We start from the raw sequence: 26,259 nt of genomic DNA on the forward strand, positions 1-26,259 counted from the left end.
TTAGAAAATTGAAAGTAGTTTCAGAAACACGTGATTTCTTTCTCAGGATAGAAATTAAAATTTAAATGTTAAAGTCTATTGAAAAGATGTCAATATATTGTATAATGATAATGTAAGCGCTAACTCGGATCCGGTAATAGAAAGGAGATATTGATGGTTCACATCAGTAAAGACGTTTTAAAAGAACAGATTAAAGATGGCATTATTATTTCCTGTCAAGCTTTACCAGGAGAGCCTTTATATAGAGAAGAGGGTGGGGTTATGCCCCTTCTGGTCAAAGCCGCTCAGGAGGCAGGTGCTGTAGGTATTCGAGCAAACAGTGTTCGAGATATTAAAGAAATCAAGGAAGTAACCGATTTACCAATTATCGGAATTATCAAGAGAGACTATCCTCCTCAAGAACCCTTCATTACAGCAACGATGAGAGAGGTTGACGAGCTAGCAGCCCTAGACATTGCAGTTATCGCTTTGGATTGTACCAAACGCGAGCGCTACGATGGTCTGGCCATAGCTGACTTCATCAAGCAAATCAAGGAAAAATATCCACAGCAGCTCTTCATGGCAGATATTTCTACCTATGAAGAAGGTGTGGCAGCCCACGAGGCAGGTATTGATTTTGTTGGGACAACTCTTTCCGGCTACACTTCTTATAGCAGACAGGAAGATGGTCCAGATATTGAGCTGGTTGACCGCCTCTGTCGGGCAGGGATAGATGTGATTGCAGAAGGTAAAATCCATTACCCAGATCAGGCTAAAACCATTCACGATTTAGGTGTAGCAGGGATTGTCGTCGGCGGTGCCATTACTCGTCCAAAGGAAATAGCAGAGCGATTTATCAAGGCTTTGCAAACATAATAGTTATATTGTCCAAGAAAACTCCCAATGGGATAAAAAAATAAAGGAGAAGAATGATGAAGAAAATCATACATTCATTGTTAGCTGGTGTGGCAGTTTTGTCACTCGCAGCATGTAGTGGTGGTAGCAGTAATACAACTGCTGAAAAAACAGCTGAATCAAGTGCTTCTGGTAAGACAGAAATCACTTGGTGGGCCTTCCCAGTATTCACACAAGAGAATACAGAAGACGGTGTTGGTACCTATGAGCAAAAAATTATTGCTGCTTTTGAGGAAGCTAACCCAGACATTACTGTCAAACTGGAAACCATTGACTTTACATCTGGTCCAGAAAAAATCACGACTGCTATCGAAGCAGGTACTGCTCCAGACGTTCTCTTCGATGCACCAGGTCGTATCATTACCTACGGAAAAAATGGTAAATTGGCTGAATTGAATGATCTCTTCACAGATGAATTTGTCAAAGATGTGAACAACGATAACATCATTCAAGCATCTAAGGCTGGTGATACTGCCTACATGTACCCACTCAGCTCTGCTCCATTCTATATGGCCTTCAACAAAGCGATGTTGAAAGATGCTGGTGTTCTTGACCTTGTAAAAGATGGCTGGACAACTGACGACTTTGAAAAAGTCATCAAGGCTTTGAAAGACAAGGGTTACAACCCTGGTTCCCTCTTCTCTAACGGTCAAGGTGGTGACCAAGGTACTCGTGCCTTCTTGGCAAACCTCTACAGCGGTAGCATCACTGATGAAGGCGTAACCAAATATACAACTGATTCTGAACAAATGATCAAGGCTTTGGATAAGGCAGCTGGTTGGATTAAAGACGGCTACATGATGAACGGCTCTCAATACGCAGGTGGCGATGACATCCAAAACTTTGCAAATGGTCAAACTTCTTACACTATCCTTTGGGGACCTGCTCAAAATGGTATCCAAGGACAATTGTTAGAAGCATCTAAAGTAGAAGTTCTTGAAGTACCATTCCCATCTGAAGATGGTAAAGCAGCTCTTGAATACCTTGTAAACGGCTTTGCAGTCTTCAACAATGGCGACGAAGCTCGTGTAGCAGCGTCTAAGAAATTCATCCAGTTCATCGCAGATGACAAAGAATGGGGTCCTAAGAACGTTGTTCGTACAGGTGCCTTCCCAGTTCGTACATCATTTGGTGCTCTCTATGATGACGAACGTATGGCTACTATTGACAAGTGGACTGGTTACTACTCACCATACTACAACACAATTGATGGATTTGCTGAAATGAGAACTCTTTGGTTCCCAATGCTTCAAGCTGTATCAAATGGCGAAAAAGAAGCAGAGGCTGCTTTGAAAGAATTCACTGAGCAAGCAAACGCAACCATTAAATAAATGAATTGAATGAGGCTCCTTTTCTCTGTTAGCTATTCAATAGATATGGAAAAGGAGCCATTCCTTTCATGCTTTGTGAAAATCAAGAATTATTTTTTCAGTAGGTATTTTGATTTTCATAAAGAATGATTACGAATAGAATTGAGGTGTTCTAAGTGCAGATAAATAAGATTAGAATGCGGGAAACCATTGTATCCTATACCTTCTTGGCTCCTATTCTCATTTTCTTCACCATTTTTGTACTCGCTCCAATGATCATGGGATTTGTCACCAGTTTCTTTAACTATACCATGACAGATTTCACCTTTGTTGGACTGGATAATTATGTACGGATGTTTAATGATCCGATCTTTATCAAATCTCTGATTAACACATTGATTATCGTGGTTGGTTCAGTGCCAGTAGTTGTTTTCTTTTCAGTCTTTGTCGCTTCGCAGACCTATGAAAAGAATGTCATCGCTCGCTCTTTCTACCGTGCAGTTTTCTTCCTGCCTGTTGTAACGGGTTCCGTTGCTGTAACGGTTGTTTGGAAATGGATTTACGATCCCCTGTCAGGTATCTTGAACTTCGTTTTGAAATCTGGCGGCCTTATTGAACAAAATATCAGTTGGTTAGGGGATAAACAGTGGGCCTTGTTAGCCATCATCATTATCCTCTTAACAACTTCAGTTGGTCAGCCGATTATTCTTTACATTGCAGCTCTTGGAAATATTGATAATTCCTTGGTAGAAGCAGCGCGTGTGGACGGTGCCAATGAGCATCAGGTTTTCTGGCAAATCAAATGGCCAAGCCTCTTACCAACCACTCTTTATATCGCAGTTATTACTACCATTAACTCCTTCCAGTGTTTTGCCCTTATTCAGCTCTTGACCTCAGGTGGACCTAACTATTCAACATCCACCCTCATGTACTACTTGTACGAAAAAGCCTTCAAGCTGTCTGAGTATGGATATGCAAACACCATGGGTGTTTTCCTAGCAGTCATGATTGCACTGATTTCCTTTGCCCAATTCAAGATTTTGGGTAACGATGTGGAATACTAGAAAGGAGGAAACTATGAAAAAGAAAACCATTACACCCTTTGGTGTTATTTCAACGATTATCTTGCTTTTGTTGACCATCCTTTTCATATTCCCTTTCTATTGGATTATGACAGGTGCCTTTAAGTCACAGCCGCATACCATTGTCATCCCCCCTCAGTGGTGGCCAACCCAGCCAACGCTAGAAAACTTTACCAAGTTGACGGTTCAAAACCCAGCCTTACAGTGGCTATGGAACTCAGTCTTTATCTCCTTGGCGACCATGATTTTGGTTTGTATGACCTCTTCTCTAGCTGGTTATGTCTTGGCTAAGAAACGGTTCTACGGACAGCGGATTTTGTTCTCAATCTTCATCGCTGCCATGGCTCTTCCTAAGCAGGTTGTGCTTGTGCCTCTGGTACGGATTATCAACTTTATGGGAATTCATGATACGCTAGCGGCAGTTATTCTACCCTTAGTTGGCTGGCCATTCGGGGTTTTCTTGATGAAGCAATTCTCAGAAAATATTCCGACAGAATTGTTGGAATCTGCTAAAATTGATGGTTGTGGAGAAGTGTCTACCTTCTGGAATGTTGCCTTTCCAATTGTCAAACCAGGTTTTGCAGCCTTGGCTATCTTTACCTTCATCAACTCTTGGAATGACTACTTCATGCAGTTGGTTATGTTGACTTCTCGTCAGAATTTGACTATTTCGCTAGGTGTTGCAACCATGCAGGCTGAAATGGCAACCAACTATGGTGTCATCATGGCGGGGGCGGCTATGGCTGCAGTACCAATCGTTACTGTCTTCCTTGTCTTCCAAAAATCCTTTACTCAAGGTATCACCATGGGAGCGGTTAAAGGCTAAGAATTCGGATAGTTGGTGGAGAAAGATACATGATTTATGATCATATTGACAATTGTTCACAATATAAGGGACTACATCCCAATTTGGATCTTGCCTTGGCTGTTTTGGAAAAGGGTGATTTTCGCGAGCAGGACCTAGGCAGGTATGAAATCGCTGGTCAGGCTGTCTATTACTTCCTTCAGGAAAATACTCTTTCAGAAGAGTTCAAGGAGGAATTCGAATACCATCGTTCCTACGCAGATATCCATTTTGTTATCAGTGGACAGGAACAAATTTCTTACGGTTGTCGTCTGGTTGGAGAAGATACTGGTTTTGATCCAGCAAGTGATATCGGTTTTGTTCCGAGTGAAAAATGGGTGGATAGTCTACTTGATGGGAATTACTTTGCCATTTTCCTACCTGGTGAGGTTCATCAGCCAAACCAATGGGCAGGTGGACAAAAGACTGTCCGCAAGTTTGTCATTAAAGTCTTACTAGACGATTAGTTCTCAACTACAATAGAAAGGGGAAGATGTAAATGAAAGGAAAGGGTGGTAGAACACTGGTTCAGTCCTTGTTTGATGTTAATCATCCAGCATGGCAACTGGTAGAAAAACTCTTTGATCTCATGCTCTTAAATGGCTTAACTGTTTTGGCAAGTCTTCCTCTTTTTACCTTGGGAATTGCCAAACTAGCTCTCCAAGCGAGTTTATGGGACATGAATGAAGAAGGGAAGGTCAAGGTCTGGTCGACCTACTGGGGTCATTTTGGTCGCCAGTGGAAACAGGGCTTGGTCTTGTCACTGGTAGAAATTGGGTTAACGACATTTTGCCTCTTGGATCTATATCTGATTTGGGGACAGGTTGGTCTGGTATTTGACAGTTTTCGTGCAAGCTGTATTGCCATCCTGCTCTTTAGTCAGCTACTTTGGGTCTATATCTACCCGTTAGCCAGTCGATTTGATTTGCAGTTGAAAGACTTATTCCTAAAAGGAATTTTATGCCTGGGGAATATGTTGTCCTTGACTGCTATGGTTGGTCTGGTCTTTCTACTTGTAGCTACTATCCTCTTTTATTCAGACCTGACATTTTTAATCGGTCTGGTTTGTCTGCTATTTTTTGCCTACGCTGGCCTATCCTTTCTATTTATTAGAGAATTTGGGTCAAGAATAAAAACAGTTAAAAGGAATTAGAATGAAAGATTTATCGAAATATCATGGAATTATCCCAGCCTTCTATGCCTGTTATGACGAGGCTGGTGAGATTAGTTCAGAACGTGTAAAAGCCCTGGTTCAGTATTTCATTGACAAGGGTGTTCAAGGGCTTTATGTCAACGGTTCGTCTGGTGAATGCATTTACCAAAGTGTGGCAGACCGCAAGCAAATTCTTGAAGCGGTCATGGAAGTTGCCAAGGGTAAATTGACCATCATTAACCATGTTGCCTGCAATAATTTGAAGGACAGTGTGGAGCTAGCGCGCCATTCGGAAGAATTGGGTGTTGATGCTATTGCAGCCATCCCACCGATTTACTTCCGTTTGCCAGAGTACAGCATTGCTGCTTACTGGAACGGTATTAGTGCAGCTGCACCAAACACCGATTTCATTATCTACAATATTCCGCAACTGGCAGGTGTGTCCTTGACACCAAGTCTTTATAAGGAAATGTTGAAAAATCCACGAGTGGTCGGGGTGAAAAATTCCTCTATGCCAGTTCAGGATATTGATACCTTTGTCAGTCTAGGCGGTGAAGACTATGTGGTCTTCAATGGTCCAGATGAGCAATTTCTCGGTGGTCGCCTCATGGGCGCTAAGGGTGGAATTGGGGGTACCTATGGTGCTATGCCAGAACTCTTCCTGCGTTTGAACCAATTGATTGCGGACAAGGACTTGGAAACAGCCCGTCAATTGCAGGCGACTATCAATACTATTATTGGTAAACTGGTTTCCGGTCATGGTCATATGTACGCTGTCATCAAGGAAGTCATCCGTATCAATGATGGCTTGGATATTGGTTCTGTTCGTGAACCTCTGACAGCCTTGACGGAAGCAGACTTGATCATTGCCCAAGAAGCAGCTCAGGTCATTCGTGATGCTAAGGAAAGATTTGGTGCCTAGGAGGTGTCTATGAAAACCTATCTTGCTATTGATATTGGCGGAACTCAGATTAAATATGGTCGTCTGGATGAAGCAGGTCAGATTCTTGAAAGTTACAAGATGGACACGGAAGCCCACAAGGGCGGCCCCCATATCCTAGCGACAGTCAAAAAACTTGTGGCAGATTTCCATGCCCAAGCCCCCCTTTCAGGTGTAGCTATTTCATCAGCTGGGATGGTTGACCCTAACAAGGGAGAGATTTTCTATTCAGGGCCACAAATTCCAAACTATGCTGGTACCCAGTTTAAGTCTGAAATTGAAACAAGTTTCGGACTTCCTTGTGAGATTGAAAATGATGTAAACTGTGCGGGCCTAGCAGAAGGTATTTCAGGTGCTGGTCAGGGCAGTCAGATTTCCATTTGCTTGACCATTGGCACGGGCATTGGAGGTTGCTTGCTAGTGGATGGTCAAATCTTCCATGGCTTTAGTAATTCAGCCTGTGAGGTCGGCTATCTCCACCTTTCAGATGGTGCTTTCCAAGACCTTGCTTCAACGACGGCTCTTGTCCAAGAGGTGGCTCGCTTACATGATCAGGATCCAGCAGACTGGAACGGCTATAAGATTTTCCAGGAAGCCAAGGCAGGAGATGCTCACTGTATTGCTGCCATTGACCGAATGGTCAACTATCTTGGTCAAGGTATTGCCAATATCTGCTATGTAGCCAATCCAGAAGTGGTCATTCTTGGCGGTGGTATTATGGCGCAAAAAGATTATCTTTATGAGAAAATCCAAGCAGCTCTTAAGGCAAACCTGGTTTCAAGTCTAGCAGACAAGACCAAGCTGGCCTTTGCTGAGCATGAGAATGCTGCTGGTATGCTGGGAGCCTTCTATCACTTCCAACAGAAGCAGGGGCTACTATAATATACGATAAGATGGAGAGCTTCCTTCCCTTTCTCTTCTCCTTTAGATTTGGAAGCTTTCCGTCTTTTTTCTAGTTGTAGAGAGGTTGAATGATGATTGATAATATGACCTTGCAGGATATGCTGACCTATCGTGGTCGGCAGGAAGTCCCTGCAGATTTTGATGCTTTCTGGCAGAATGAAAAAAATCAGTTGACTGGTCTAGCAGACCATGTATTACTTGAAAAAGAATGTGGCTTGCCTCATGTAGCTTGCTACGAACTGACCTTTACGGGTACAAATGGCTCCAAGGTTTTTGCCAAGTGCCTCTTTCCAAAGAGTGAGCAAGCTGTTCCAGTCCTCTTTTATTTCCATGGTTACCAAGGTCAAGGACCTGACTGGTCTGAGAACTTGAAATTTTTAGCAGCTGGTTATGGGGTAGTAGTTATGGATGTCCGTGGTCAGGCGGGGCGTTCTCAGGATTTGGGGCAATTTGATGGTCTCACTGTTAAGGGGCAGGTTATTCGAGGGATGCTTCAAGGACCAGACCACTTGTTTTATAAGGATGTCTATCTGGATGTCTATCAGCTGATTGAGATTATTGCCAGCTTGGACTTTGTTGACCAGAAGCGCCTGGTGTCTTACGGTGCCTCACAGGGAGGGGCCTTGGCCTTGGTGGCTGCTGCTCTCAGTCCCCACATCAGTAAAACGGTAGCCATCTATCCTTTCCTATCTGACTTTAAACGGGTCTTGGAACTTGGCAACAACAGTGAAGCCTACGACGAATTGTTTCGTTATTTCAAATTTTCAGATCCGTTTCATGAAAGGGAAGAGGAGGTTCTTCGAACCCTATCCTATATTGATGTAAAAAATCTGGCTCACTTGATTTCATGCCCGGTAGCTATGGTGACGGGCTTAGAAGATGGAGTTTGTCCTCCATCAACCCAATTTGCTATCTACAATCGACTGGAAGTTGAAAAAGAAATGAAAATCTTACCAGAATATGCTCACGATGCCATGCATGTAAAGGTTAATGACTATGTCTATGATTATTTAATCGGGACACGTTTTTTGGCTAACTAATTAAAGGCAATACTTGAAATACAGTAGTGCCTTTTCTGCTTATTCCTTGATGGTTTGTTTGAAAATACTTTCTTTTCTGTCCTTGTCGATGGATAAAAAATAGGCGTAGATAACATCAAGCATGATGAGGAGGGGAATTTGAGGGGAAATGCGGTTGCCATAGTTGAGATGGCGGACAGAGGCGACTGGAATGACTTGGTCAAAGGGGGATTGAGAAGGTGTCTTTGTGGTCAGAAGGGCAGTTGTGCTCCCTTTCTGAGCAGCCAAGTGTAAGTGTTCGATGACTTCTTCTGTCTGACCGGACAAGGAGAGTCCAATGACCAAGCAGGTCTGATCTAGGATATTGGTTGTCCAAATGAGGTTGTTTTTATCTGTAATGGCATCACAAACGACACCCAGTCGCATAAAACGGGATTTGATTTCCATGGCCACTAAGCCAGAACTGCCTATACCATAGAAGTAGACACGTTTGCTACTGTCAATGAGCTTGGCAATTTCTTCCAATTTTTCTTCATCCACTAAATTGTTGGTGGCAGTCAAGATTTCTTCGTAGTCGATCAAGACTTTTTTCGTCAGGCTGCGCTGCAATTTCTCAAAATGCTTATCCAAATACTGCTGGTTATTTTGAAAGGCGAAAACAAATTCCCTGTAGCCAGAAAATCCACATTTTTTAGCAAACCTGGTCAGAGCAGATGGGGAAATATGCAGGGTTTGGGTGGTGTTTTCAAGGCTGAGATCAGCACTGGCAGGGTCCAATTGGGTAAAGTAGCTGGCTATTTGCTTTTCAAGCCTTGTCATTTGGTCCAAATGAGCTTCGATAATTGCTGTAATATGTTTCGGTGTTTGTAACATTTTCCATTCCTTTGATAGCTTCTGAGGATATTATACCACTAAAAACTCCTCATTGATAGGTTTTGTGTTATAATGGAACTGTAAAGGGAACGTAGTGTTATGTATATTGAAATGATTGATGAAACGGGGCAGGTTTCTGCTCAGATGCAGGAGCAGATTACGGATTTGCTCCAGTTTGCTGCCGAAAAAATTGGCAAGCAGAATAAGGAAATGGCTGTGACCTTTGTGGACAATAAGCGTGTCCATGAAGTGAACTTGGAGTACCGTGGGATTGACCGTCCTACAGATGTCGTTAGCCTAGAGTATAAGCCAGAAAACGAGATTTTCTTCGATGAGGAAGACTTGCAGGACAATCCTGAATTGGCTGAAATGATGGAAGATTTTGATGCCTATATTGGTGAGTTGTATATTTCTATCGAAAAGGCGCGTGAGCAAGCTGAAGATTACGGACACAGCTACGAGCGCGAAATGGGCTTTTTAGCTGTACACGGTTTTCTGCATATCAATGGCTATGATCATTATAGACCAGAAGATGAGGCAGAAATGTTTGGTTTACAAGAAGAAATTTTGACAGCTTATGGACTTACAAGAGAATAATTCAAAAAATCGGTGGAAAAATAGGGAATTGATGGCCAGCTTGGACTTTGCTATGTCGGGGCTTTTGACGGCTTTCAAGGAAGAACGCAATATGAAGAAGCACCTTGCTTCTGCTATTCTTGTTGTACTCGCAGGACTGATTTTCCAAGTATCTGTGACGGAATGGCTCTTCCTCTTGCTCAGTATCAGCCTGGTTATTGCTTTTGAAATTATGAACTCAGCTATCGAGAGTGTAGTGGATTTGGCGTCAGACTATCATTTCCATCTATTAGCCAAGAATGCAAAAGATATGGCAGCAGGGGCAGTCTTGTTCGTTTCAGGTTTTGCCCTGTTGACAGGACTGATTATCTTTGTGCCGAAAATTTGGGACTTTATTTTTTAGAAGTTAAGGAGAATACATGACATTTAAGTCAGGTTTTGTGGCGATTTTAGGTCGTCCAAACGTTGGGAAATCAACCTTTCTCAACTATGTAATGGGGCAAAAAATTGCCATCATGAGCGATAAGGCTCAAACCACCCGTAATAAGATTATGGGGATTTATACAACAGAAGAAGAGCAGATTGTCTTCATTGACACACCAGGAATTCACAAGCCCAAGACAGCTTTGGGTGACTTTATGGTGGAGTCTGCTTACAGCACTCTTCGTGAAGTGGATACGGTGCTCTTTATGGTGCCAGCCGATGAAAAACGAGGCAAGGGTGATGACATGATTATGGAGCGGCTCAAACAGGCCAAGGTTCCAGTTATTCTCGTTGTTAACAAGATTGACAAGGTTCATCCAGACCAGTTGCTTGAGCAGATTGATGACTTCCGTCATCAGATGGACTTCAAGGAAATTGTACCCATTTCTGCTACCCAAGGGAACAATGTCAACCGCCTTATGGAAATTCTCAAGGAAAACTTGGATGAAGGCTTCCAGTATTTCCCTGCGGACCAAATCACTGACCACCCAGAACGCTTCTTGGTGTCTGAGATGATTCGGGAGAAGGTTCTACACCTGACCCGTGAAGAAATTCCGCACTCTGTGGCCGTTGTCATCGAGTCCATGAAACGTGATGAATTTACCGACAAGGTCCATATCCGAGCGACGATTATGGTGGAGCGGGATAGCCAGAAAGGTATCATCATCGGCAAGCAAGGAGCCATGCTCAAGAAAATCGGTTCCATGGCCCGTCGTGATATTGAATTGATGTTGGGCGACAAAGTCTTTCTCGAAACCTGGGTCAAGGTCAAGAAAAACTGGCGCGACAAAAAACTCGACCTCGCCGATTTTGGCTATAATGAGAAAGAGTATTAGAGCCTGGGGATAGGCTCTAATAGCCCGCCGACCTAAAAACAAGAAAGAGGCGGTACAGTGTCCAGTGGACGTTTTTAACCCGAGCCAAGAAATTGAAAAGCGAGGTAGTCCGGGGGAGTGAAACAGTCTGGGAATAGACTGTTTCAGCTGGTCACCTAGAAATGAGAAAGTGACCATTTGAAAAACCGAGCCTAGAAATTGGAGAGCGAGGAAGTTCGGGGACTTTCTTCAACAGAATAGAATGAATTAATTTCAAGCGTGAAGCACCACTTTTGTGGTGTTTTCCGTAGTTACGGTGAGATATTATGACGATTAGAGCAGTTAATGAACAGACTCTTTCTATCTGGGCTTCTTTTGCAAGTCAGGTTTGGCAGACAAAAGAGCAAGTTTTGATAGAAGAATTTTCAAATAATGAGTTTCCTTTTGAATTTTTGTATTACTCTCAAAGTGAGGAGCCGATAGCGTGGATTAGTTTGTCGCTTCGCCACGACTATGTAGAAGGATGCCAGGCGAGTCCAGTTGCCTATTTAGAAGGGATTTTTATTAGCCCGAATTACCGTAGTCAAGGGATTGCGAAAGAACTGTTGAATTTTGCTGAGCATTGGGCTAAAAGTCAAGGGATATGCCAACTAGGATCTGATGCGGAACTGGATAATCTACTGAGCCAGAATTTTCATATCAAACATGGCTTCCGAGAAGTTAGCCGAAACGTTCACTATGTTCGAGATTTGAATAGTGAATAAAAGTATGTTTATCAAAAATTTAGTTAAGAAAGGAAAGCCGATTAGGCGTTGTCTTGAATTCGCCTAGGCCTCTTTGAAAATCACAACTGTGACCTAGGTTCCGAAGCACCATCGGTCAGGTTCCTATTTTTCTTTTATTTTGTAATTTTATTAGAAAGGACGAGTGTTTGCGTACTTGAAGCCGAGCTAAAAGCTCGGAAAATAGATAGAGCTTCTTGTGTGCAAGTCACACAGCGTCGCTCTCCTTTTGTCTTGTTATCATTATTTAGAAAGGAAAGCCGATTAGGTGATGGAATTGAACACGCCTACGACCCTTTGAAAAAAGACAACCGTGACCTAGGTGTCGACGCACCGTCGGTCAGGTTTCTATTTTTCTTTGCGTCGCTTAACGGCTTAGTATCTTAGTATGCCCGAATTACCTGAGGTTGAGACGGTTCGTCGTGGTTTGAATCGGTTGGTCAAGGGAAAGGTCATCAAGAAGGTAGAGGTGACCTACGCTCCTATGATTAAGACTGGTGTGGATGCCTTCTGTCAGGACTTGATTGGTCAGGAGATTTTAGATGTGAGACGTCGCGGCAAGTATCTCTTGATTTACCTGACGGATCATGTCCTCATTTCCCACTTGCGGATGGAAGGTAAATACAATTTCTTTCCTGATCAGGTGCCTGCCAACAAGCATTTTCATGCCTTTTTTACTTTTTCAGATGGCTCGACCTTGGTTTATCAGGATGTCCGTAAGTTTGGGACCATGGAACTGCTGGGCAAGGCAGCTGTGGAAGTCTATTTTATCAGTCGCAAAATTGGTCCTGAGCCGACGGAGGAAGATTTTGTCCTAGAAGAATTTGCACTCAAGTTAGCTAAGTCGAGAAAGCCCATTAAGTCGCATCTTTTGGACCAGTCTTTAGTGGCTGGTTTGGGAAATATTTATGTCGATGAGGTCTTATTCAAGGCCCAAGTTCATCCTGCTCAAGCAAGTAATCAGCTATCGGCAGAGCAGGTGGCGGACCTCCGTCAAGCCACCATTGAAGTCCTGCAACTGGGAATTGAAAAAGGTGGTTCAACCATTCGAACCTATAAAAATGCCTTGGGCATGGATGGAACCATGCAGGATTATTTACAAGTTTACGGAAAGACAGGGCAGGCCTGTCCCCGTTGCCAGACAGAGATTGTCAAAATCCAGTTGGGCGGACGGGGAACACATTTCTGTCCCAAGTGTCAGGTGAAAAATGGCTAAAGTTATCGGTCTAACAGGTGGCATTGCCTCTGGAAAATCAACCGTTACAGCTTTTCTGAGAGAACAAGGTTATCCAGTCATCGATGCGGATGCGGTCGTGCATGAATTGCAGGCCAAGGGGGGAAAACTCTATCAGGTCTTACTTGCTGAGTTTGGGGAAGCTATCTTGTCAGCTGATGGCAGTCTAGATAGGGCTAAGCTAGGTCAGGCTGTTTTTGCGGATAGCAAACTGCGGGCTCGTCTGTCTGAACTGCAGGACCAGATTATCAGGCAGGAGCTGTTGACCAGAAGGGATGCCCTCAAGCAGACCGTTCCAGTGGTTTTCATGGATATCCCCCTGCTCTACGAGGCGGATTATAGCGGAGAGGTGGATGAAGTCTGGCTGGTCTATGTCGATAGAGCGCAGCAGTTGGAACGGCTGATGAAGCGCAACGGTTATTCAGCTCAAGATGCGGAAAATCGTCTGGCAGCTCAGCTTTCTTTAGAGGAAAAACGGGGCAAAGCCCAAGTGGTGATTGATAATAGGGGAGCAGTGGAGTCGACCTTGATGCAGGTTGCTCGGCTTTTGGAGGAGTTATAGGATGGAAGAAGGTAGTAGTTACTGGCAGCGAAATATGAAAGTGGCCTGGCTAGGGAATTTTTTAGCTGGAGCTAGTTTTACCTTGGTCATGCCCTTTATCTCGGTCTTCGTGGAGGAGTTGGGAGTGGCTGCTGGTCAGGTAGAATACTATGCGGGGCTGGCGGTTTCGGCCAATGCCTTTGCGGCGGCAGTAATGGCTCCTATCTGGGGTAGTCTGGCAGATCGTTACGGTCGCAAGCCCATGATGGTACGGGCGGCCTTTGCCATGATTTTTACCATGGGAGGTATGGCCTTTGTGCCCAATGTTTTTTGGCTGATTGTCCTGCGGGTCTTGAATGGTATTTTTACTGGCTATATTCCCAATGCGACAGCCTTGATTGCTAGCCAGGTGCCAAAGGACAAAACAGGTTATGCACTGGGAACCCTGTCAACGGGTGCGGTTGCTGGAAACTTGATTGGACCAACGCTGGGCGGTATTCTAGCGGAGATGTTTGGTGTCCACAATGTCTTCTTGCTGGTTGGTTTGCTTTATGCCTTGGTTGTCGTGCTAACCGTTTTTTACATTCGGGAGGATTTTGTTCCTGTTAAGAAGGAGGATGCCTTGTCTATCCGACAAGTTTTTGAGCAGGTCAAAGATAGGCAGATGTTGGTAGGGCTTTTTGTAACTTCTATGATTATCATCGCGGCTGCTCAGGCGGTGGTGCCGATTTTGACCCTCTATGTTCGGCATTTGGGTCAGATGGACAACCTGCTCTTTGTGGCTGGCTTTATCATCTCCCTACCTGGAATGGCCTCTTTAGTGACTTCAGGATATTTAGGAAAGTTGGGTGATAAGATTGGTAACCACAGGCTTCTCTTGATGGCTTTGACCTATAGCCTGCTGATCAACGTTCTCTGTGTCTTTGCCCAAAATCCATTTCAGCTTGGACTTTTACGTTTCCTATATGGCTTTGGAACAGGAGCCCTCTTGCCGTCAGTCAATTCGCTCTTGACCAAGCTGACGCCCAAGGAAGGGATTTCCAGGATTTTTTCTTATAACCAGATTTTTAACAATCTAGGTTCTGTTGTGGGGCCAATGATGGGGTCAGCGGTGGCTGCTCAACTGGGCTATGACTGGGTATTTTACTTATCTAGTGGTCTGGTCTTGTTCAATTTACTTTGGTCCTTGACCAATTTTAGAAATTACTTGAAAGTAAGGGATGTTTCGTGAGAGTTAAAATCAATTTGCAGTGTTCAGAATGCGGGAGTAAAAACTATCTGACTAGTAAGAATGCCAAGACCCATCCAGATAAGATCGAGGTTTTGAAATACTGTCCAAAAGAGAGAAAAGTAACCCTTCACCTTGAAACCAAATAGGTATTGTGGTATAATATGCTAAGTTATTGTAGAAAGTGAAATCATATGTATCAACTATTATTAACCATTCTTTTGATTTTATCTGTTATTTTGATTGCGGTGATTTTTATCCAACCAGCCAAGAACCAGTCTAGCAACGTCTTTGATTCAACGAGCGGAGCCTTGTTTGAGCGTACTAAGGCGCGTGGTTTTGAGGCTGTGATGCAACGTATTACGGCTATTCTGATTTTCCTATGGATGTTGGATGCGCTAGCACTTGTTATCATTTCAAGTAAATAGATAAATCAGACTGGGACTTGTTCTTGGTCTATTTTTTTAGGAGTAGACCGAACTGTTCAAGGGTAAGATGCTAGGAAGGGTTGAAAGTTGGAAATATGGAAATGCAGACATGCAGTTTCTTCTCTTGTCTAACCAATAAAAGAAAAACTAAGCAACATTAAGAGAAATTGTGCTAGGCTTGAGCCCAGCACTTGGTAAACATTAAAATGAAAAACGATATTATTAACTATATTAAAGAAGTTGGTCCTGTGACCATGGACCAGCTGGCTGATCAGTTTGGAGCTAGCTTTGCTAAGAGTTTTACAGACTTGGTCAAGCTGGTTTCCAGCATGGAAGGTAGCCGTCAGCTTGTCTTTGACAATGCTGGCCGGATTGCTCTGCCAGCACCCAAAGTATCCAAAAACAAGGTGACCTTGCAGGGTATTTTCCGTGCCCACAAGTCAGGCTTTGGTTTTGTGACCATTGATGAAGAGGAAGATGACCTCTTTGTCAGCCGTGATGATGTCAACTTCGCTATCGAGGGCGACCGAGTGGAAGTGGCCATTAAGAAAGTGGCGGACAGGCTCAAGGGAACGGCTGCGGAAGCGGAAGTCATTGATATTTTGGAACATAGCCTGAAAACAGCGGTGGGCTTGATTGTTTTTGACGAAGATAAGCCAGAGTATGCAGGCTACATCAAGTCTAAAAACCAGAAAATCGCTCAGAAGATTTACATCAAGAAGTCACCTCTGGTATTGACCGGAACGGAAATTCTCAAAGTTGACATTGAAGCCTATCCAAACAAGAAACGGGACCACTTTATTGCGACCATTCGGGACGTGGTGGGCCACAAGGACGATGTGGGGATCGATGTCTTGGAAGTTTTGGAGTCCATGGACATCGTGTCGGAATTTCCAGATGAAGTCTTGGCGGAGGCCAATCGAGTGCCAGAAAGTCCTTCAGAACAGGACTTTGAAGGACGCTTGGACCTGCGGGATGAAATCATCTTCACCATTGACGGTGCGGATGCTAAGGACTTGGACGATGCGGTCCATATCAAGCAACTCAAGAACGGTAATCTGGAACTGGGTGTCCATATCGCCGATGTCAGCTACTATGTGACCGAAGGCTCTGCCTTGGACCAGGAAGCTGTCAAGCGTGGGACCTCTGTCTATGTGACGGACCGTGTGGTGCCAATGCTACCAGAACGCTTGTCAAACGGCATTTGTTCCCTTAATCCAAACGTGGATCGCCTGACCCAGTCGGCTATTATGGAAATAGACCGCAAGGGAAAGGTTGTCAAGCACTGGATTGGCCAAACGGTTATCAAAACCACCTTCCGTATGACCTATTCCGATGTCAATGACATGATTGCAGGAAATCAGGAAAAGCTTGCTACATACAAGGCAATCGTACCGAGTGTGGACCTTATGGTTAAGCTCCATGAAACCCTGGAAACCATGCGCTACAAGCGTGGGGCTCTCAACTTTGACACGACTGAAGCCAAAATCATCGTCAACAAGGACGGTCTGCCCGTCGATATCCAGCTGCGTCAGCGGGGCATTGCCGAGCGGATGATTGAGTCCTTCATGCTGGCTGCCAATGAGTGCGTTGCTGAGCATTTTGCCAAGCTGGACTTGCCTTTCATCTATCGGATCCACGAGGAGCCCAAGTCGGACAAGCTGCAGAAGTTCATCGACTATGCGACTAGCTTTGGTCTGACGGTCTATGGTACGGCCAGCTCTATCAGTCAGGACGCCCTTCAGGACCTCATGGAGAGGGTCAAGGATGAACCCTATGCGGATGTCCTCAACATGATGTTGCTTCGCTCCATGCAGCAGGCACGCTATTCGGAGCACAACCACGGCCACTACGGACTGGGTGCGGAGTTCTACACCCACTTCACCAGTCCTATCCGCCGCTATCCCGACTTGCTGGTTCACCGCATGGTGCGGGAATATGGTCACAATCCTGCGGAAAAAGCAGAGCATTTTGAGCAGGTTATTCCTGAGCTTGCCAAGTCTTCGTCCAGTTTAGAACGCCGTGCTATTGAGGCAGAGCGGGAAGTCGAAGCCATGAAGAAGGCAGAGTTCATGCAAGAATTTGTCGGGCAAGAGTTTGATGGTGTTGTGTCTAGCGTGGTTAAGTTTGGTCTCTTTGTTGAGTTACCAAACACGGTTGAAGGTCTGATTCACATCACCAATCTCAACGAATACTACCAGTTCCACGAACGGACTCTGACCTTGCAGGGGGAAAAATCCGGTCGTGTCTTCCGTGTCGGTCAGCCAATCCGAATTAAGCTAACACGGGCGGACAAGATGACAGGGGAGATTGATTTTGCCCACGTGCCGTCCGAGCTGGATATTGTGGAAAAAGCTCTGAAAGCCAAGCGGAGAACGGCCAGTCACTCCAACCGTGACCGTGATGATCGGTCAGGGCGAGGACGGGGCAAGCACCACAAACAAGAAGTTGCTGGTCGCGACAGCGGACGTCACAAGTCTGGGAAAGACCACAAGTCAAAAAGTGGCAAAAAAGACAAGAAAAAGAAACCATTTTACAAAGAAATGGCTAAAAAGAACAAGAAGAAAAGGAGATAGGCATGGCCAAGGGTGAGGGCAATGTGATTGCACAGAATAAAAAAGCCCGCCACGACTATACCATTGTCGATACAGTGGAGGCGGGGATGGTCCTGACGGGGACGGAGATTAAGTCTATTCGTGCGGGGCGGATCAACCTCAAGGACGGCTTTGCCCAGATCAAGCAGGGCGAGGCTTGGCTGGTCAATGTCCATATCGCTCCCTACGATGAGGGCAATATCTGGAACCAGGAGCCAACGCGGACACGCAAACTTCTCTTGCGGAAGAAGCAAATCGAGTCCTTGGGTAATGAGGTCAAGGGAACAGGGATGACCCTGGTGCCCCTCAAGGTCTATATCAAGGACGGCTTTGCCAAGGTCCTGATAGGGCTTGCTAAAGGGAAGCACGACTACGACAAGCGGGAGTCCATCAAACGCCGTGAGCAAGACCGTGATATTAAACGGACCATGAAGGCGATCAATAGTCGCTAAGACTGGGAGAAATCCCAATGTGGTTAAGTATAAGGGCTCTAGTTCTCAAAGAGAGCTAGGGCTTTTTAAAAAATATTCTTAGAATGATGAAGTTGAATCAATTTGATGGTTGAAAGGCTCCAGTTGAGCTTTTAAATTTCTTGTCTTGATATCGCATAGATACAGAGTTCTATTTATATTTTGATTGTCTAGCCTGAGTTTCGGGGTTTTTATTGGAAAATATGTTAGAACCTGTATTCACAGTTCAGCACTTCCATCTAAGGCTAGTTTTCAGCTACTCATCGTTAGCTTTTTTTCAAAATACAGTCAGTATTTCCCTAAAAAACTGCCTTGATTAGCAAAAAACTATCTCTTACATACAAGCACTTCACATGTGAATGCAGGTTCTTAGTTATTAGAGAGGTAAAATAGTGAGGAGTAGAGATTGATGAAGAGTTTATTGAAAAATATTGCGGTATTGTTGCTATTTTTACTATTGACTGCGATATATTTCTATAGTTTTTTTGGAACGAGAGGCTTGATGACAGGTCATGACCTATTTTTTCATGCAGCGCGTGCACAGAGTATGACCAATATTTGGTCTAGTCCGGTTAATTTTAAATCCTTTATAGGCGGTATACCTATTGCTCAGTTTTATCCAGGCTTGACCTTTTTTCCTATGTCAATTTTGCTATTGTTTCAGGGAATTATTGGTTTTTTGAATACATTTAAAATCTATTTATTTGTCTTAACACTTCTAACCCTCTATAGTTGTTATTTTGTAGGGAAACGTTTGAAGAATGAGATGACTGGGTTTATTTTTGCATTTTTATATACATTTTCTACATATCGTACTATAAACATACTTGTTAGAATGGGGATTGGAGAATTGATAGCAATGTCAATTTTGCCTCTTGTAATATATGGTTTTTACGAACTATTCTATGGTGATAAGAAAAAGTGGTATATTCTAGCTATTTCAGTTTCCCTACTTAGCTATACCCATCTTTTGATAACCTTTGCCACTCTAATTTTTCTAACAATATTCTTCGTGATATATGTGTGTCAGGCAAGGTTGGAAGATATTAGGGAACGCTTTGGTGCGCTCTTATATGCGGTAGGTGTCAGTTTTTTACTCTCTTCAGCGTTTATCATTCCATTTATTGAGCAGTTACTATTTCAAGAAATATACACAACTTACGCCTGGCTTCCTCAAGGGGAACAAATTACAACCTTGCTTGGAGGGATTCTTTTAAATCGTCTAGAAATCTTTACACCAGGAATAATTGTTTTTTTACTGTTGATTTATTTGGCTGTCTGTTACCGGGGATTATCTAGATGGCAAAAATATTTATTTATAACAGGGCTGGTATGCTTTTTCATGACGACCAATCTTTTTCCTTGGGAATTCTTTAATAAAACCCCTTTAAAAAACTTTCAATTTGCTTGGCGCTTCAATACTTTTGTCACTTTATTTTTGACTTTCTCTTTTGCTCTATACATCAGTGGGACCAAGTGGGCAAAGATAAGTCTCTGTTTTCTATTGCCACTGACGTTTGTATTTCATATACATGGCTGGAATTATTTTAGGAATAATCTTCCTAGCCATTATCCTGTTTGGGAAATGCAATCAGATTCGGAGTTGCCAGTCGTTAATGGAAGTGCATTCTATTATGATTATACCAATATTCATGTAAGTCAAGAAAGTCAGGATATTGTTCGGGAACATAGATATTTTTTGAATGGTGAACAAGTTCAGGTTGGAGAAGAAATAACTCAGGATCAGGTACATATCTGGTTGCTAAATCATCAAGAAGGAGCGATACTGCAACTTCCATTGTTCAGATACAAGGGACAAGTAGTACTTGTTAATGGTCAAGAGATAGAGGCGACCGTTTCAGAAAAGGGACTAACACAAGTTAGAATTCCTGCAGGGAATTTGGATATTCTTGTTAAATATCGCTATACTTTTTCAGCGATTAGTTCAGCTATAGTTAGCCTATTCGCAACTCTCATACTGATACTCCATATTCTAAAATCTTCTAAGAAGGACGATAGCTTTAACAGAAGGAGAAGATATCGTAAGAGAGTAAAGACTATGTAAGACAAGTAAATTTAGCAAGTGAGTATCTTAAGTTTGTAGGGGTTGGTTAACACTTGAAAAGTAGCAATTGAGTTTTATTGAGAGGATTTAGGTCTGTACTGAACAGGACTAAATCCTTTCAATAATATTTTTGGTCTAACTTTTTGGGGTCAGTACATTAACCTTGTCTAGATTTTTTTGTAGCATTTGGTGCAAATTGTAGAGTACTCTATTTTCAAAAATACCCCAGACGTTTTCGAAACTGTCTGGGGTTTATCATTCCTTCTAATCTACCGTCACCATGGCTTTAATCGTTTTACGGTTGGCCATGTCTTTGTAGGCTTGGTCGATATTGTCCAGGCTGTAAGTTTGGGTGAATACACGACCTGGATTGATCTGTCCTTTGAGGACGGCATCGAGCAGAATGTCTTTGACATAGGTTGTGACAGAAGCCGCACCGCCTCCGATGATAATGTTGGTGGAGAAGGTGGATCCAAGGGCATGGTTGCTATAGTGTGGTACGCCAACAAAACCGATGCGACCGCCATTGTGAAGGACACCGAGGGCTTGGTCAATAGAGGCTTCTGTTCCAACACATTCGAGGGCAGCATCCGCTCCACCACCTAGGATTTCACGAACTTTGGCAATGCCTTCCTCGCCACGTTCTGCCACAACAGCAGTTGCACCTGATTCCAAAGCCATTTGCTGACGGTCAGCATGGCGGCTCATCATGATAATCTGAGAAGCTCCGCGCATTTTTGCAGCAATGACGGCACATTGACCCACTGCACCATCACCGATGACAACAACCTTGTCGCCTGGTTTGACATCGGCTACGCGGGCTGCGTGGTAACCTGTTGGCATAACATCAGCTAATGTCAAAAGGGATTTAATCATGCCTTCCGAGTAGTCACTTGGCTGACCAGGAACTTTGACCAAAGCCCAGTTTCCATAGTGGAAACGGATGTACTGTGATTGGTAGTTGTTGCCCCAGTTGGTGTAGCCTGGGTGGTTGTCACAAGTACCGTCAAAGCCAGCACGGCAGGCATCACAGTGTCCGCAACCATGTGTAAATGGAACAATCACAAAGTCACCAGGAACAAGTGTTGTAATGTCTTCGCCTACCTCTTCAACGATACCGATGGCTTCATGACCAGAGTTTGTGTCACCGTGGTCATGGTGAATATCCTCACCGTAGCCCCAAAGGTCTGACCCACAGACACAGGCCCGCACGACCTTGATAATGACATCATCCTTAGCTTGAAGGCTTGGTTTTTCGATTTCTGCAACGGTCATCTTACCGGCTTTTTCATAAATAGCTGCTTTCATATTTATCCCACATTTACTGTACAAGTAAATGTCCTTTCTGATTGATAAGAACTATTATACACCTTAGAGTCAACTCCAAGTCAAGTAAAAAATGGGTTTGAATTCCAATTTTCTTTATGATAGACTAGAATTACTATTGACCAAAAGGAGAAATAATGACAGTTTTAGTTCCTTACAAACGCATGCCCATTTGGAATCAGGAGACGGTTCCCCAGCATTTTTTGACCAAGCATAATACCAAGGTGGGGACTTGGGCCAAAATCAAGGTCTTGAAGGGTCAACTCAAATTTGAGCCCATTTCAGATGATAATGAGATTTTGGGAGAATACATCTATGGTCCGACAGACGATATTCCTTTTGTGGAGCCACAGGCTTGGCATCGGGTGACCTTGTTGACAGAGGATACAGAGTTTTTCTTGGAATTTTTCTGTCAGCCAGAGGATTATTTTGCTAAAAAATATGACTATACACGGACACATTCAGAAGTCTTGGAGGCCTTGAAAATCATCGAGCCCTGTAAGGTTTTGGATTTGGGTTGTGGACATGGCAGGAACAGTCTTTATTTGGCCCAGCAGGGTTTTGAGGTAACGGCGGTTGACAAGCACGTGCCGAGTATTCAGACACTCTTGCAGGTCAAGGAAGCAGAGGATTTGGATCTGCAAGCTGGGACCTATGATATCAATTCAGCCAGTCTGGAGCAGGACTATGACTGGATTATCTCAACCGTAGTCTTTATGTTCTTGGAGCGGGATCGGGTGCCAGCCATTATCCGCAATATGCAGGAGAAGACGCGGCCAGGTGGCTATAACTTGATCGTGGCGGCCATGGATACGGAGGATGCACCCTGTCCTATGAATTTCTCCTTTACTTTTGGAGCAGGTGAGTTGAAGGAATACTACCGTGACTGGGAACTGGTCAAGTACAATGAAGATTTTGGTCAGCTCCATAAGCGTGATGAACATGGCAATTTCCTCAAAATGCGATTTGCTACCATGTTGGCTAGGAAGAAGTAGAGGGCAACCTCTCTTTTTTGAAACAATTTTGTTTACAAATGTAGTCGTTTTGTGTATAATGTGATTACAAATGTAGTCAAAGGAGAAGGATATGAAACAAGCTACCTATCCCGTTACAGGCATGACCTGTGCCTCTTGTGCCATGACAGTTGAAAAGGCTGTTGGTAAATTAGCAGGAGTAGAAGAAGCTAGTGTCAACCTAGCAACTGAAAAATTGAGTGTTAACTACGATGAAAAGCTGTTGGGACTAGAGGATATTCGTCAGGCAGTTGAAAAGGCGGGTTATCAGTTAGTCGATAACTTGGTGACAGAGTCTTATGATATTTCAGGCATGACCTGTGCTTCTTGTGCCATGACGGTTGAAAAAGCTCTGGGCAAACTAGAGGGTGTAGAAGAAGTCTCTGTCAATCTGGCAACAGAAAAGGCGACTATCCGTTATAGCCGTGATATGCAAAATCCAGCTAGTCTTGAAAAAGCAGTTGAGCAGGCAGGCTATCAACTGATCAGACCTGAAGATGTAGAAGAGATGGTGGACAAGGGACCAAGTAAGGAAGACAGTCTTTGGAGACGATTTGTCTGGTCAGCAGCATTTACCCTTCCCTTGCTCTATATTGCTATGGGGCCTATGTTGCCCTGGGGTGGGTTCCCATTACCAGCCTTGCTCCATCAACCGCTAGTCTATGCGGTCAGTCAAGTCCTCCTGCTCATCCCTGTCCTTTATTTGGGACGCAGTTTTTTCCAAAAGGGCTTTAAAACCCTCTTGCAAGGCCATCCCAATATGGATTCCCTAATCGCTGTTGGGACTGGGGCAGCCTTGGTTCAGGGGCTTTTGATGATTGCTTTTCTTCTGATGAGTAAAGAGGTAGCCATGCACGGTCACCATCCAGAACTGTATTTTGAATCAGCCGCCGTTATCTTGACCTTGATTACCCTGGGAAAATATTTTGAAGCAAGGTCCAAAGGTCAAACTTCTGAGGCCATTAAGAAATTGATGGATCTTGCTCCCAAGACGGCTCAGGTCCTACGAAATGGGCAGGAAATGCAAGTACCGATTGAAGATGTGGTAGTCGGTGACCAGGTCATTGTTCGCCCAGGTCAACAGATTCCTGTTGACGGTCAAGTTCTAGAAGGCCAGACACGTGTCGATGAATCCATGCTGACGGGTGAGAGCCTACCAGTGAAGAAGGCACTAGGCGACAATGTTTTTGGCGGTACCCTTAACCAGCAAGGTGCCATTACCATGCAGGCTACCAAGGTTGGTCGTGATACGACTCTGGCACAGATCATTCGTTTGGTGGAAGAGGCTCAAGGGTCTAAGGCACCCATTGCCAAACTGGCTGATCAAGTATCTGCCGTCTTTGTGCCAGTTGTCATGGGCTTGGCATTCCTGTCTGGGCTGGCCTGGTACTTCTTGGGGCAAGAATCCTGGATTTTTTCACTAAGTATTATCATCGCCGTCTTGGTCATCGCCTGCCCTTGTGCTTTAGGTCTAGCAACTCCGACGGCTATCATGGTTGGGACTGGAAAAGGGGCAGAAAACGGTCTTTTGTTCAAGTCTGGTCAAGCTATTGAAACCCTGCAAGGTGTGAACACCATTGTTTTCGACAAGACTGGGACCATCACTGAGGGCAAACCCCAGGTGACAGACATTCATCTCTTGTCTACTAAAAATCGTGAGCAGGTCCTCCAGCTGGCAGCAAGTAGTGAGCAATTTTCCGAGCATCCCTTGGCTCAGGCTCTCCTGCAAGCTGCTCAGACAGAAAAGATTGCTCTCTTGCCCGCCACCGATTTTCAGGCTCTTTCAGGTCGTGGTCTTTCGGTGACAATAGCAGAGCAGACCATCTATCTGGGCAATGAACGGTTGATGCGGGAACAGGGAATTGATGTTTCCCAAGGGCGTGCAGTTGCGGAGGCATTTGCCCATCAAGCCAAGACGCCTGTTTTCCTAGCAACCCAGCAAGAATTACTAGCAGTCATTGCCATTGCTGATAAAGTAAAAGAGACCAGCCGTCAGGCTGTCCAGGCTCTGCAAACCATGGGATTAGAAGTGGTCATGCTGACAGGGGACAATGAAAAAACTGCCCAAGCCATTGCCAAGGAAGTCGGCATTGAGCAGGTGGTCAGTCAGGTCCTGCCAGATGACAAGGCCAACCAAGTCAAGCTATTACAAGAACAGGGCAAGACAGTCGCTATGGTGGGGGATGGCATCAACGATGCCCCAGCCCTTGCTCAAGCCCATGTGGGTCTGGCCATTGGTTCTGGGACTGATATTGCCATTGAGTCTGCCGATATTGTTCTCATGCATAGTGATATTTTAGATGTGGTCAAGGCTGTCAAACTCAGCCAGGCAACCATGCGAACCATCAAACAAAATCTCTTCTGGGCCTTTGCTTATAATGTGATTGGCATTCCAATCGCCATGGGTCTCTTACATGTATTTGGTGGACCTCTGCTCAATCCTATGTTTGCAGGTGCAGCCATGGCCCTCAGCTCAGTGTCCGTCGTCTTGAACGCTCTGCGATTGAAAAGGGTGAAAATGTAGAAAAAAGATTTAAGAGAAATATCTGACAAAAAAATGGATAGTCTGTTAGTTATTTGTGTAACATGGGACAATCCTCATAGAATATTTCCTTAATATTATAATACTAAAAATAAAAGTCCTTAGAAACCTAATTCTATGGACTTTTTCTTTGGTCTGACAGTTTTAATTTTTGAGTACAAATCAAGTATTATCCAATTCCTTCAAATAATTTTCTATCTTCATTAACATCAAAGGATTGTTATAAATCTTGCATAGTTCTTTCGCTTCTATGTAATAATTTTTAACCTGTTCCTTGTCTAGAAATTGTGCCCCAGCATTTCCGACGAGAATAAGAAGGGGAGCCAGTTGGTAGCTTGTTTGTTTTTCTTTACAGAGTTCAATTGTTTCAAGAGCTTCTTGGATGGCTTCGTTATATTTTTTCTTTGATACTAAATAGTGAGCGTAGTTGTGGCGGACTCTGATGTAACCAAATAAAAACTCTTGATGATCTAGATTTTTTGTCTGATACAACTCCATTAAATGAGAGTAGTTTGCTTCATATTCTTGTTCACGGCCAACAAGGGAGTAGAAATTAGATAGTGTATTCAATACCTTTAAGTAAATTAAAGTAGTTGAGGATACTTTTGATAATATATTTTCCAAGTAGGAGATAGCCTCAAACTGAAGGTTATATTGATAGAAGTCAATAATAGCTTTAATCCATTCAAGGTAAGTTCGATCTTCTAGTGTTAGAAAAGTACTTCGGTCAACCTCTATTTTATAAAGATATTCTAAATCGTCATAATTTCTATCGTCTAGTAGACGAGAAGATAGGTGCTTGAAGTTGGACAGGTTAGATTTAACTTCAATTTGTTCATTGAAAAAGTAATCTAGTGGGACTTCAAGTCGTTGAGAGAGTTTGAACAAAAGGTCTGCGGAAGGGATGAAATGCCCCCTTTCAATTTTACTAATCTGACTTTGTTCACAAATTCCTTCAGCAAGAGTTTGCTGGGATAGTCCTAGTTCTTTTCTTTTTAATCTGAATTTCTCGGAGAGTATATTCATAAAAGATAACAGTCCTTTCTATTTATTCAACTTAATTATATTTCTTTTAGTTCAAAATGGCAAGTTACAAGAATAAAAAATTACATATTGTGATAAAAAAAAAAAAAAGTTAAAAAAA

26 protein-coding genes are annotated in these 26,259 nt (G+C 43.7%); 23 read left to right on the forward strand and 3 right to left on the reverse strand.

Annotation, left to right across the window (positions count from 1 at the left end; all coding sequences use genetic code 11):
- The first annotated feature begins 153 nt into the window (after positions 1–153).
- From C1E58_RS06580 to C1E58_RS06620, 9 genes are all read left to right on the forward strand, one after another.
- Entirely contained in the window at positions 154–855 is a 702-nt protein-coding gene (locus tag C1E58_RS06580) for an N-acetylmannosamine-6-phosphate 2-epimerase (protein WP_105209798.1), read from the forward strand.
- A gap of 56 nt (positions 856–911) precedes the next feature.
- Complete coding sequence (locus C1E58_RS06585; protein WP_105118732.1) at positions 912–2,225, forward strand: ABC transporter substrate-binding protein; 1,314 nt, start codon at positions 912–914, stop codon at positions 2,223–2,225.
- A 155-nt stretch (positions 2,226–2,380) separates the two neighbouring features.
- Entirely contained in the window at positions 2,381–3,268 is an 888-nt protein-coding gene (locus tag C1E58_RS06590; RefSeq protein WP_024380549.1) for a carbohydrate ABC transporter permease, read from the forward strand.
- 13 nt (positions 3,269–3,281) lie between these two features.
- On the forward strand, positions 3,282–4,112 hold the full coding sequence (locus C1E58_RS06595; RefSeq protein ID WP_105117225.1) for a carbohydrate ABC transporter permease: 831 nt from the start codon (positions 3,282–3,284) through the stop codon (positions 4,110–4,112).
- Between the two features lie 29 nt (positions 4,113–4,141).
- The gene (locus C1E58_RS06600) at positions 4,142–4,597 is read left to right on the forward strand and encodes a YhcH/YjgK/YiaL family protein (protein ID WP_105209799.1); all 456 of its coding nucleotides are present in this window, start codon (positions 4,142–4,144) and stop codon (positions 4,595–4,597) included.
- 32 nt (positions 4,598–4,629) lie between these two features.
- On the forward strand, positions 4,630–5,283 hold the full coding sequence (locus tag C1E58_RS06605) for a YesL family protein (protein WP_105209800.1): 654 nt from the start codon (positions 4,630–4,632) through the stop codon (positions 5,281–5,283).
- Between the two features lies 1 nt (position 5,284).
- Positions 5,285–6,205 carry a dihydrodipicolinate synthase family protein gene (locus C1E58_RS06610; protein ID WP_099777131.1) on the forward strand — a complete coding sequence of 307 codons (921 nt, stop codon included), beginning with the start codon at positions 5,285–5,287 and terminating at the stop codon, positions 6,203–6,205.
- Between the two features lie 9 nt (positions 6,206–6,214).
- Positions 6,215–7,105 (forward strand): ROK family protein, encoded by an 891-nt coding sequence (locus C1E58_RS06615; protein WP_105209801.1) that lies wholly within the window; start codon positions 6,215–6,217, stop codon positions 7,103–7,105.
- A gap of 92 nt (positions 7,106–7,197) precedes the next feature.
- Positions 7,198–8,166 (forward strand): alpha/beta fold hydrolase, encoded by a 969-nt coding sequence (locus C1E58_RS06620; RefSeq protein ID WP_105209816.1) that lies wholly within the window; start codon positions 7,198–7,200, stop codon positions 8,164–8,166.
- A gap of 39 nt (positions 8,167–8,205) precedes the next feature.
- Here the strand turns inward: C1E58_RS06620 and C1E58_RS06625 are convergent, their stop codons facing one another.
- On the reverse strand, positions 8,206–9,018 hold the full coding sequence (locus C1E58_RS06625; protein WP_105118735.1) for a MurR/RpiR family transcriptional regulator: 813 nt from the start codon (positions 9,016–9,018) through the stop codon (positions 8,206–8,208).
- A gap of 99 nt (positions 9,019–9,117) precedes the next feature.
- Here C1E58_RS06625 and ybeY point away from each other — a divergent pair, with 99 nt between their 5' ends.
- From ybeY to C1E58_RS06685, 12 genes are all read left to right on the forward strand, one after another.
- On the forward strand, positions 9,118–9,615 hold the full coding sequence (gene ybeY / locus C1E58_RS06630) for an rRNA maturation RNase YbeY (RefSeq protein WP_105209802.1): 498 nt from the start codon (positions 9,118–9,120) through the stop codon (positions 9,613–9,615).
- Complete coding sequence (locus C1E58_RS06635) at positions 9,596–9,997, forward strand: diacylglycerol kinase family protein (RefSeq protein ID WP_105209803.1); 402 nt, start codon at positions 9,596–9,598, stop codon at positions 9,995–9,997. Before ybeY ends, C1E58_RS06635 begins: the two co-directional genes overlap by 20 nt.
- Positions 9,998–10,013: 16 nt before the next feature.
- A complete protein-coding gene (gene era, locus C1E58_RS06640; protein WP_014637640.1) occupies positions 10,014–10,913 on the forward strand; it encodes a GTPase Era in 900 nt (299 codons plus the stop codon).
- Positions 10,914–11,218: 305 nt separating this feature from the next.
- Positions 11,219–11,656, forward strand: coding sequence for a GNAT family N-acetyltransferase (locus tag C1E58_RS06645; RefSeq protein ID WP_105105288.1), 438 nt, complete (start codon positions 11,219–11,221; stop codon positions 11,654–11,656).
- Positions 11,657–12,062: 406 nt separating this feature from the next.
- Positions 12,063–12,890, forward strand: a complete 828-nt coding sequence (mutM, locus tag C1E58_RS06650; protein ID WP_105209804.1) for a DNA-formamidopyrimidine glycosylase — start codon at positions 12,063–12,065, stop codon at positions 12,888–12,890.
- Positions 12,883–13,470 carry a dephospho-CoA kinase gene (gene coaE / locus C1E58_RS06655; protein WP_105209805.1) on the forward strand — a complete coding sequence of 196 codons (588 nt, stop codon included), beginning with the start codon at positions 12,883–12,885 and terminating at the stop codon, positions 13,468–13,470. The genes mutM and coaE overlap by 8 nt, the downstream gene beginning before the upstream one ends.
- Before the next feature lies 1 nt (position 13,471).
- On the forward strand, positions 13,472–14,680 hold the full coding sequence (locus C1E58_RS06660) for a multidrug efflux MFS transporter (RefSeq protein ID WP_105209806.1): 1,209 nt from the start codon (positions 13,472–13,474) through the stop codon (positions 14,678–14,680).
- Positions 14,677–14,826, forward strand: coding sequence for a 50S ribosomal protein L33 (rpmG, locus tag C1E58_RS06665; RefSeq protein WP_012775228.1), 150 nt, complete (start codon positions 14,677–14,679; stop codon positions 14,824–14,826). Before C1E58_RS06660 ends, rpmG begins: the two co-directional genes overlap by 4 nt.
- Before the next feature lie 45 nt (positions 14,827–14,871).
- Positions 14,872–15,105: a preprotein translocase subunit SecG gene (gene secG, locus C1E58_RS06670; RefSeq protein ID WP_029943597.1), complete on the forward strand. Its 234-nt coding sequence runs from the start codon at positions 14,872–14,874 to the stop codon at positions 15,103–15,105.
- 206 nt (positions 15,106–15,311) lie between these two features.
- On the forward strand, positions 15,312–17,681 hold the full coding sequence (gene rnr / locus C1E58_RS06675; protein ID WP_105209807.1) for a ribonuclease R: 2,370 nt from the start codon (positions 15,312–15,314) through the stop codon (positions 17,679–17,681).
- A gap of 2 nt (positions 17,682–17,683) precedes the next feature.
- Positions 17,684–18,151, forward strand: coding sequence for an SsrA-binding protein SmpB (smpB, locus tag C1E58_RS06680; protein ID WP_002935771.1), 468 nt, complete (start codon positions 17,684–17,686; stop codon positions 18,149–18,151).
- A 427-nt stretch (positions 18,152–18,578) separates the two neighbouring features.
- Complete coding sequence (locus tag C1E58_RS06685) at positions 18,579–20,234, forward strand: 6-pyruvoyl-tetrahydropterin synthase-related protein (protein WP_105209808.1); 1,656 nt, start codon at positions 18,579–18,581, stop codon at positions 20,232–20,234.
- Positions 20,235–20,498: 264 nt separating this feature from the next.
- Here C1E58_RS06685 and C1E58_RS06690 read toward each other — a convergent pair whose 3' ends face one another.
- On the reverse strand, positions 20,499–21,542 hold the full coding sequence (locus tag C1E58_RS06690) for a zinc-binding dehydrogenase (RefSeq protein WP_105209809.1): 1,044 nt from the start codon (positions 21,540–21,542) through the stop codon (positions 20,499–20,501).
- A 155-nt stretch (positions 21,543–21,697) separates the two neighbouring features.
- On the opposite strand from C1E58_RS06690, the gene tehB reads away from it, so the two are divergent.
- Together tehB and C1E58_RS06700 are read left to right on the forward strand one after the other, a co-directional pair.
- Positions 21,698–22,555: an SAM-dependent methyltransferase TehB gene (tehB, locus tag C1E58_RS06695; RefSeq protein ID WP_105209810.1), complete on the forward strand. Its 858-nt coding sequence runs from the start codon at positions 21,698–21,700 to the stop codon at positions 22,553–22,555.
- Between the two features lie 91 nt (positions 22,556–22,646).
- Positions 22,647–25,097: a heavy metal translocating P-type ATPase gene (locus tag C1E58_RS06700; protein ID WP_105209811.1), complete on the forward strand. Its 2,451-nt coding sequence runs from the start codon at positions 22,647–22,649 to the stop codon at positions 25,095–25,097.
- Between the two features lie 180 nt (positions 25,098–25,277).
- On the opposite strand, the gene C1E58_RS06705 is transcribed toward C1E58_RS06700, so the two are convergent.
- On the reverse strand, positions 25,278–26,141 hold the full coding sequence (locus tag C1E58_RS06705) for a helix-turn-helix domain-containing protein (RefSeq protein WP_105124708.1): 864 nt from the start codon (positions 26,139–26,141) through the stop codon (positions 25,278–25,280).
- Positions 26,142–26,259: the final 118 nt, after the last annotated feature.

This window comes from Streptococcus suis, assembly GCF_002964575.1.
In the GTDB taxonomy this organism is placed as follows: Bacteria; Bacillota; Bacilli; order Lactobacillales; family Streptococcaceae; genus Streptococcus; species Streptococcus suis_R.

What these genes read in the sequence shown, in the direction of transcription:
- C1E58_RS06625 (WP_105118735.1), bottom strand. Translation starts at nt 9,018, where the DNA reads ATGTTACAAACACCGAAACATATTACAGCAATTATCGAAGCTCATTTG.
- rnr (WP_105209807.1), top strand. Translation starts at nt 15,312, where the DNA reads ATGAAAAACGATATTATTAACTATATTAAAGAAGTTGGTCCTGTGACC.
- C1E58_RS06610 (WP_099777131.1), top strand. Translation starts at nt 5,285, where the DNA reads ATGAAAGATTTATCGAAATATCATGGAATTATCCCAGCCTTCTATGCC.
- era (WP_014637640.1), top strand. Translation starts at nt 10,014, where the DNA reads ATGACATTTAAGTCAGGTTTTGTGGCGATTTTAGGTCGTCCAAACGTT.
- C1E58_RS06700 (WP_105209811.1), top strand. Translation starts at nt 22,647, where the DNA reads ATGAAACAAGCTACCTATCCCGTTACAGGCATGACCTGTGCCTCTTGT.
- C1E58_RS06580 (WP_105209798.1), top strand. Translation starts at nt 154, where the DNA reads ATGGTTCACATCAGTAAAGACGTTTTAAAAGAACAGATTAAAGATGGC.
- C1E58_RS06690 (WP_105209809.1), bottom strand. Translation starts at nt 21,542, where the DNA reads ATGAAAGCAGCTATTTATGAAAAAGCCGGTAAGATGACCGTTGCAGAA.
- C1E58_RS06635 (WP_105209803.1), top strand. Translation starts at nt 9,596, where the DNA reads ATGGACTTACAAGAGAATAATTCAAAAAATCGGTGGAAAAATAGGGAA.
- coaE (WP_105209805.1), top strand. Translation starts at nt 12,883, where the DNA reads ATGGCTAAAGTTATCGGTCTAACAGGTGGCATTGCCTCTGGAAAATCA.
- mutM (WP_105209804.1), top strand. Translation starts at nt 12,063, where the DNA reads ATGCCCGAATTACCTGAGGTTGAGACGGTTCGTCGTGGTTTGAATCGG.
- C1E58_RS06585 (WP_105118732.1), top strand. Translation starts at nt 912, where the DNA reads ATGAAGAAAATCATACATTCATTGTTAGCTGGTGTGGCAGTTTTGTCA.
- C1E58_RS06595 (WP_105117225.1), top strand. Translation starts at nt 3,282, where the DNA reads ATGAAAAAGAAAACCATTACACCCTTTGGTGTTATTTCAACGATTATC.
- smpB (WP_002935771.1), top strand. Translation starts at nt 17,684, where the DNA reads ATGGCCAAGGGTGAGGGCAATGTGATTGCACAGAATAAAAAAGCCCGC.
- C1E58_RS06600 (WP_105209799.1), top strand. Translation starts at nt 4,142, where the DNA reads ATGATTTATGATCATATTGACAATTGTTCACAATATAAGGGACTACAT.
- tehB (WP_105209810.1), top strand. Translation starts at nt 21,698, where the DNA reads ATGACAGTTTTAGTTCCTTACAAACGCATGCCCATTTGGAATCAGGAG.
- secG (WP_029943597.1), top strand. Translation starts at nt 14,872, where the DNA reads ATGTATCAACTATTATTAACCATTCTTTTGATTTTATCTGTTATTTTG.
- C1E58_RS06645 (WP_105105288.1), top strand. Translation starts at nt 11,219, where the DNA reads ATGACGATTAGAGCAGTTAATGAACAGACTCTTTCTATCTGGGCTTCT.
- ybeY (WP_105209802.1), top strand. Translation starts at nt 9,118, where the DNA reads ATGTATATTGAAATGATTGATGAAACGGGGCAGGTTTCTGCTCAGATG.
- C1E58_RS06685 (WP_105209808.1), top strand. Translation starts at nt 18,579, where the DNA reads ATGAAGAGTTTATTGAAAAATATTGCGGTATTGTTGCTATTTTTACTA.
- C1E58_RS06605 (WP_105209800.1), top strand. Translation starts at nt 4,630, where the DNA reads ATGAAAGGAAAGGGTGGTAGAACACTGGTTCAGTCCTTGTTTGATGTT.
- C1E58_RS06660 (WP_105209806.1), top strand. Translation starts at nt 13,472, where the DNA reads ATGGAAGAAGGTAGTAGTTACTGGCAGCGAAATATGAAAGTGGCCTGG.
- C1E58_RS06705 (WP_105124708.1), bottom strand. Translation starts at nt 26,141, where the DNA reads ATGAATATACTCTCCGAGAAATTCAGATTAAAAAGAAAAGAACTAGGA.
- C1E58_RS06615 (WP_105209801.1), top strand. Translation starts at nt 6,215, where the DNA reads ATGAAAACCTATCTTGCTATTGATATTGGCGGAACTCAGATTAAATAT.
- C1E58_RS06620 (WP_105209816.1), top strand. Translation starts at nt 7,198, where the DNA reads ATGATTGATAATATGACCTTGCAGGATATGCTGACCTATCGTGGTCGG.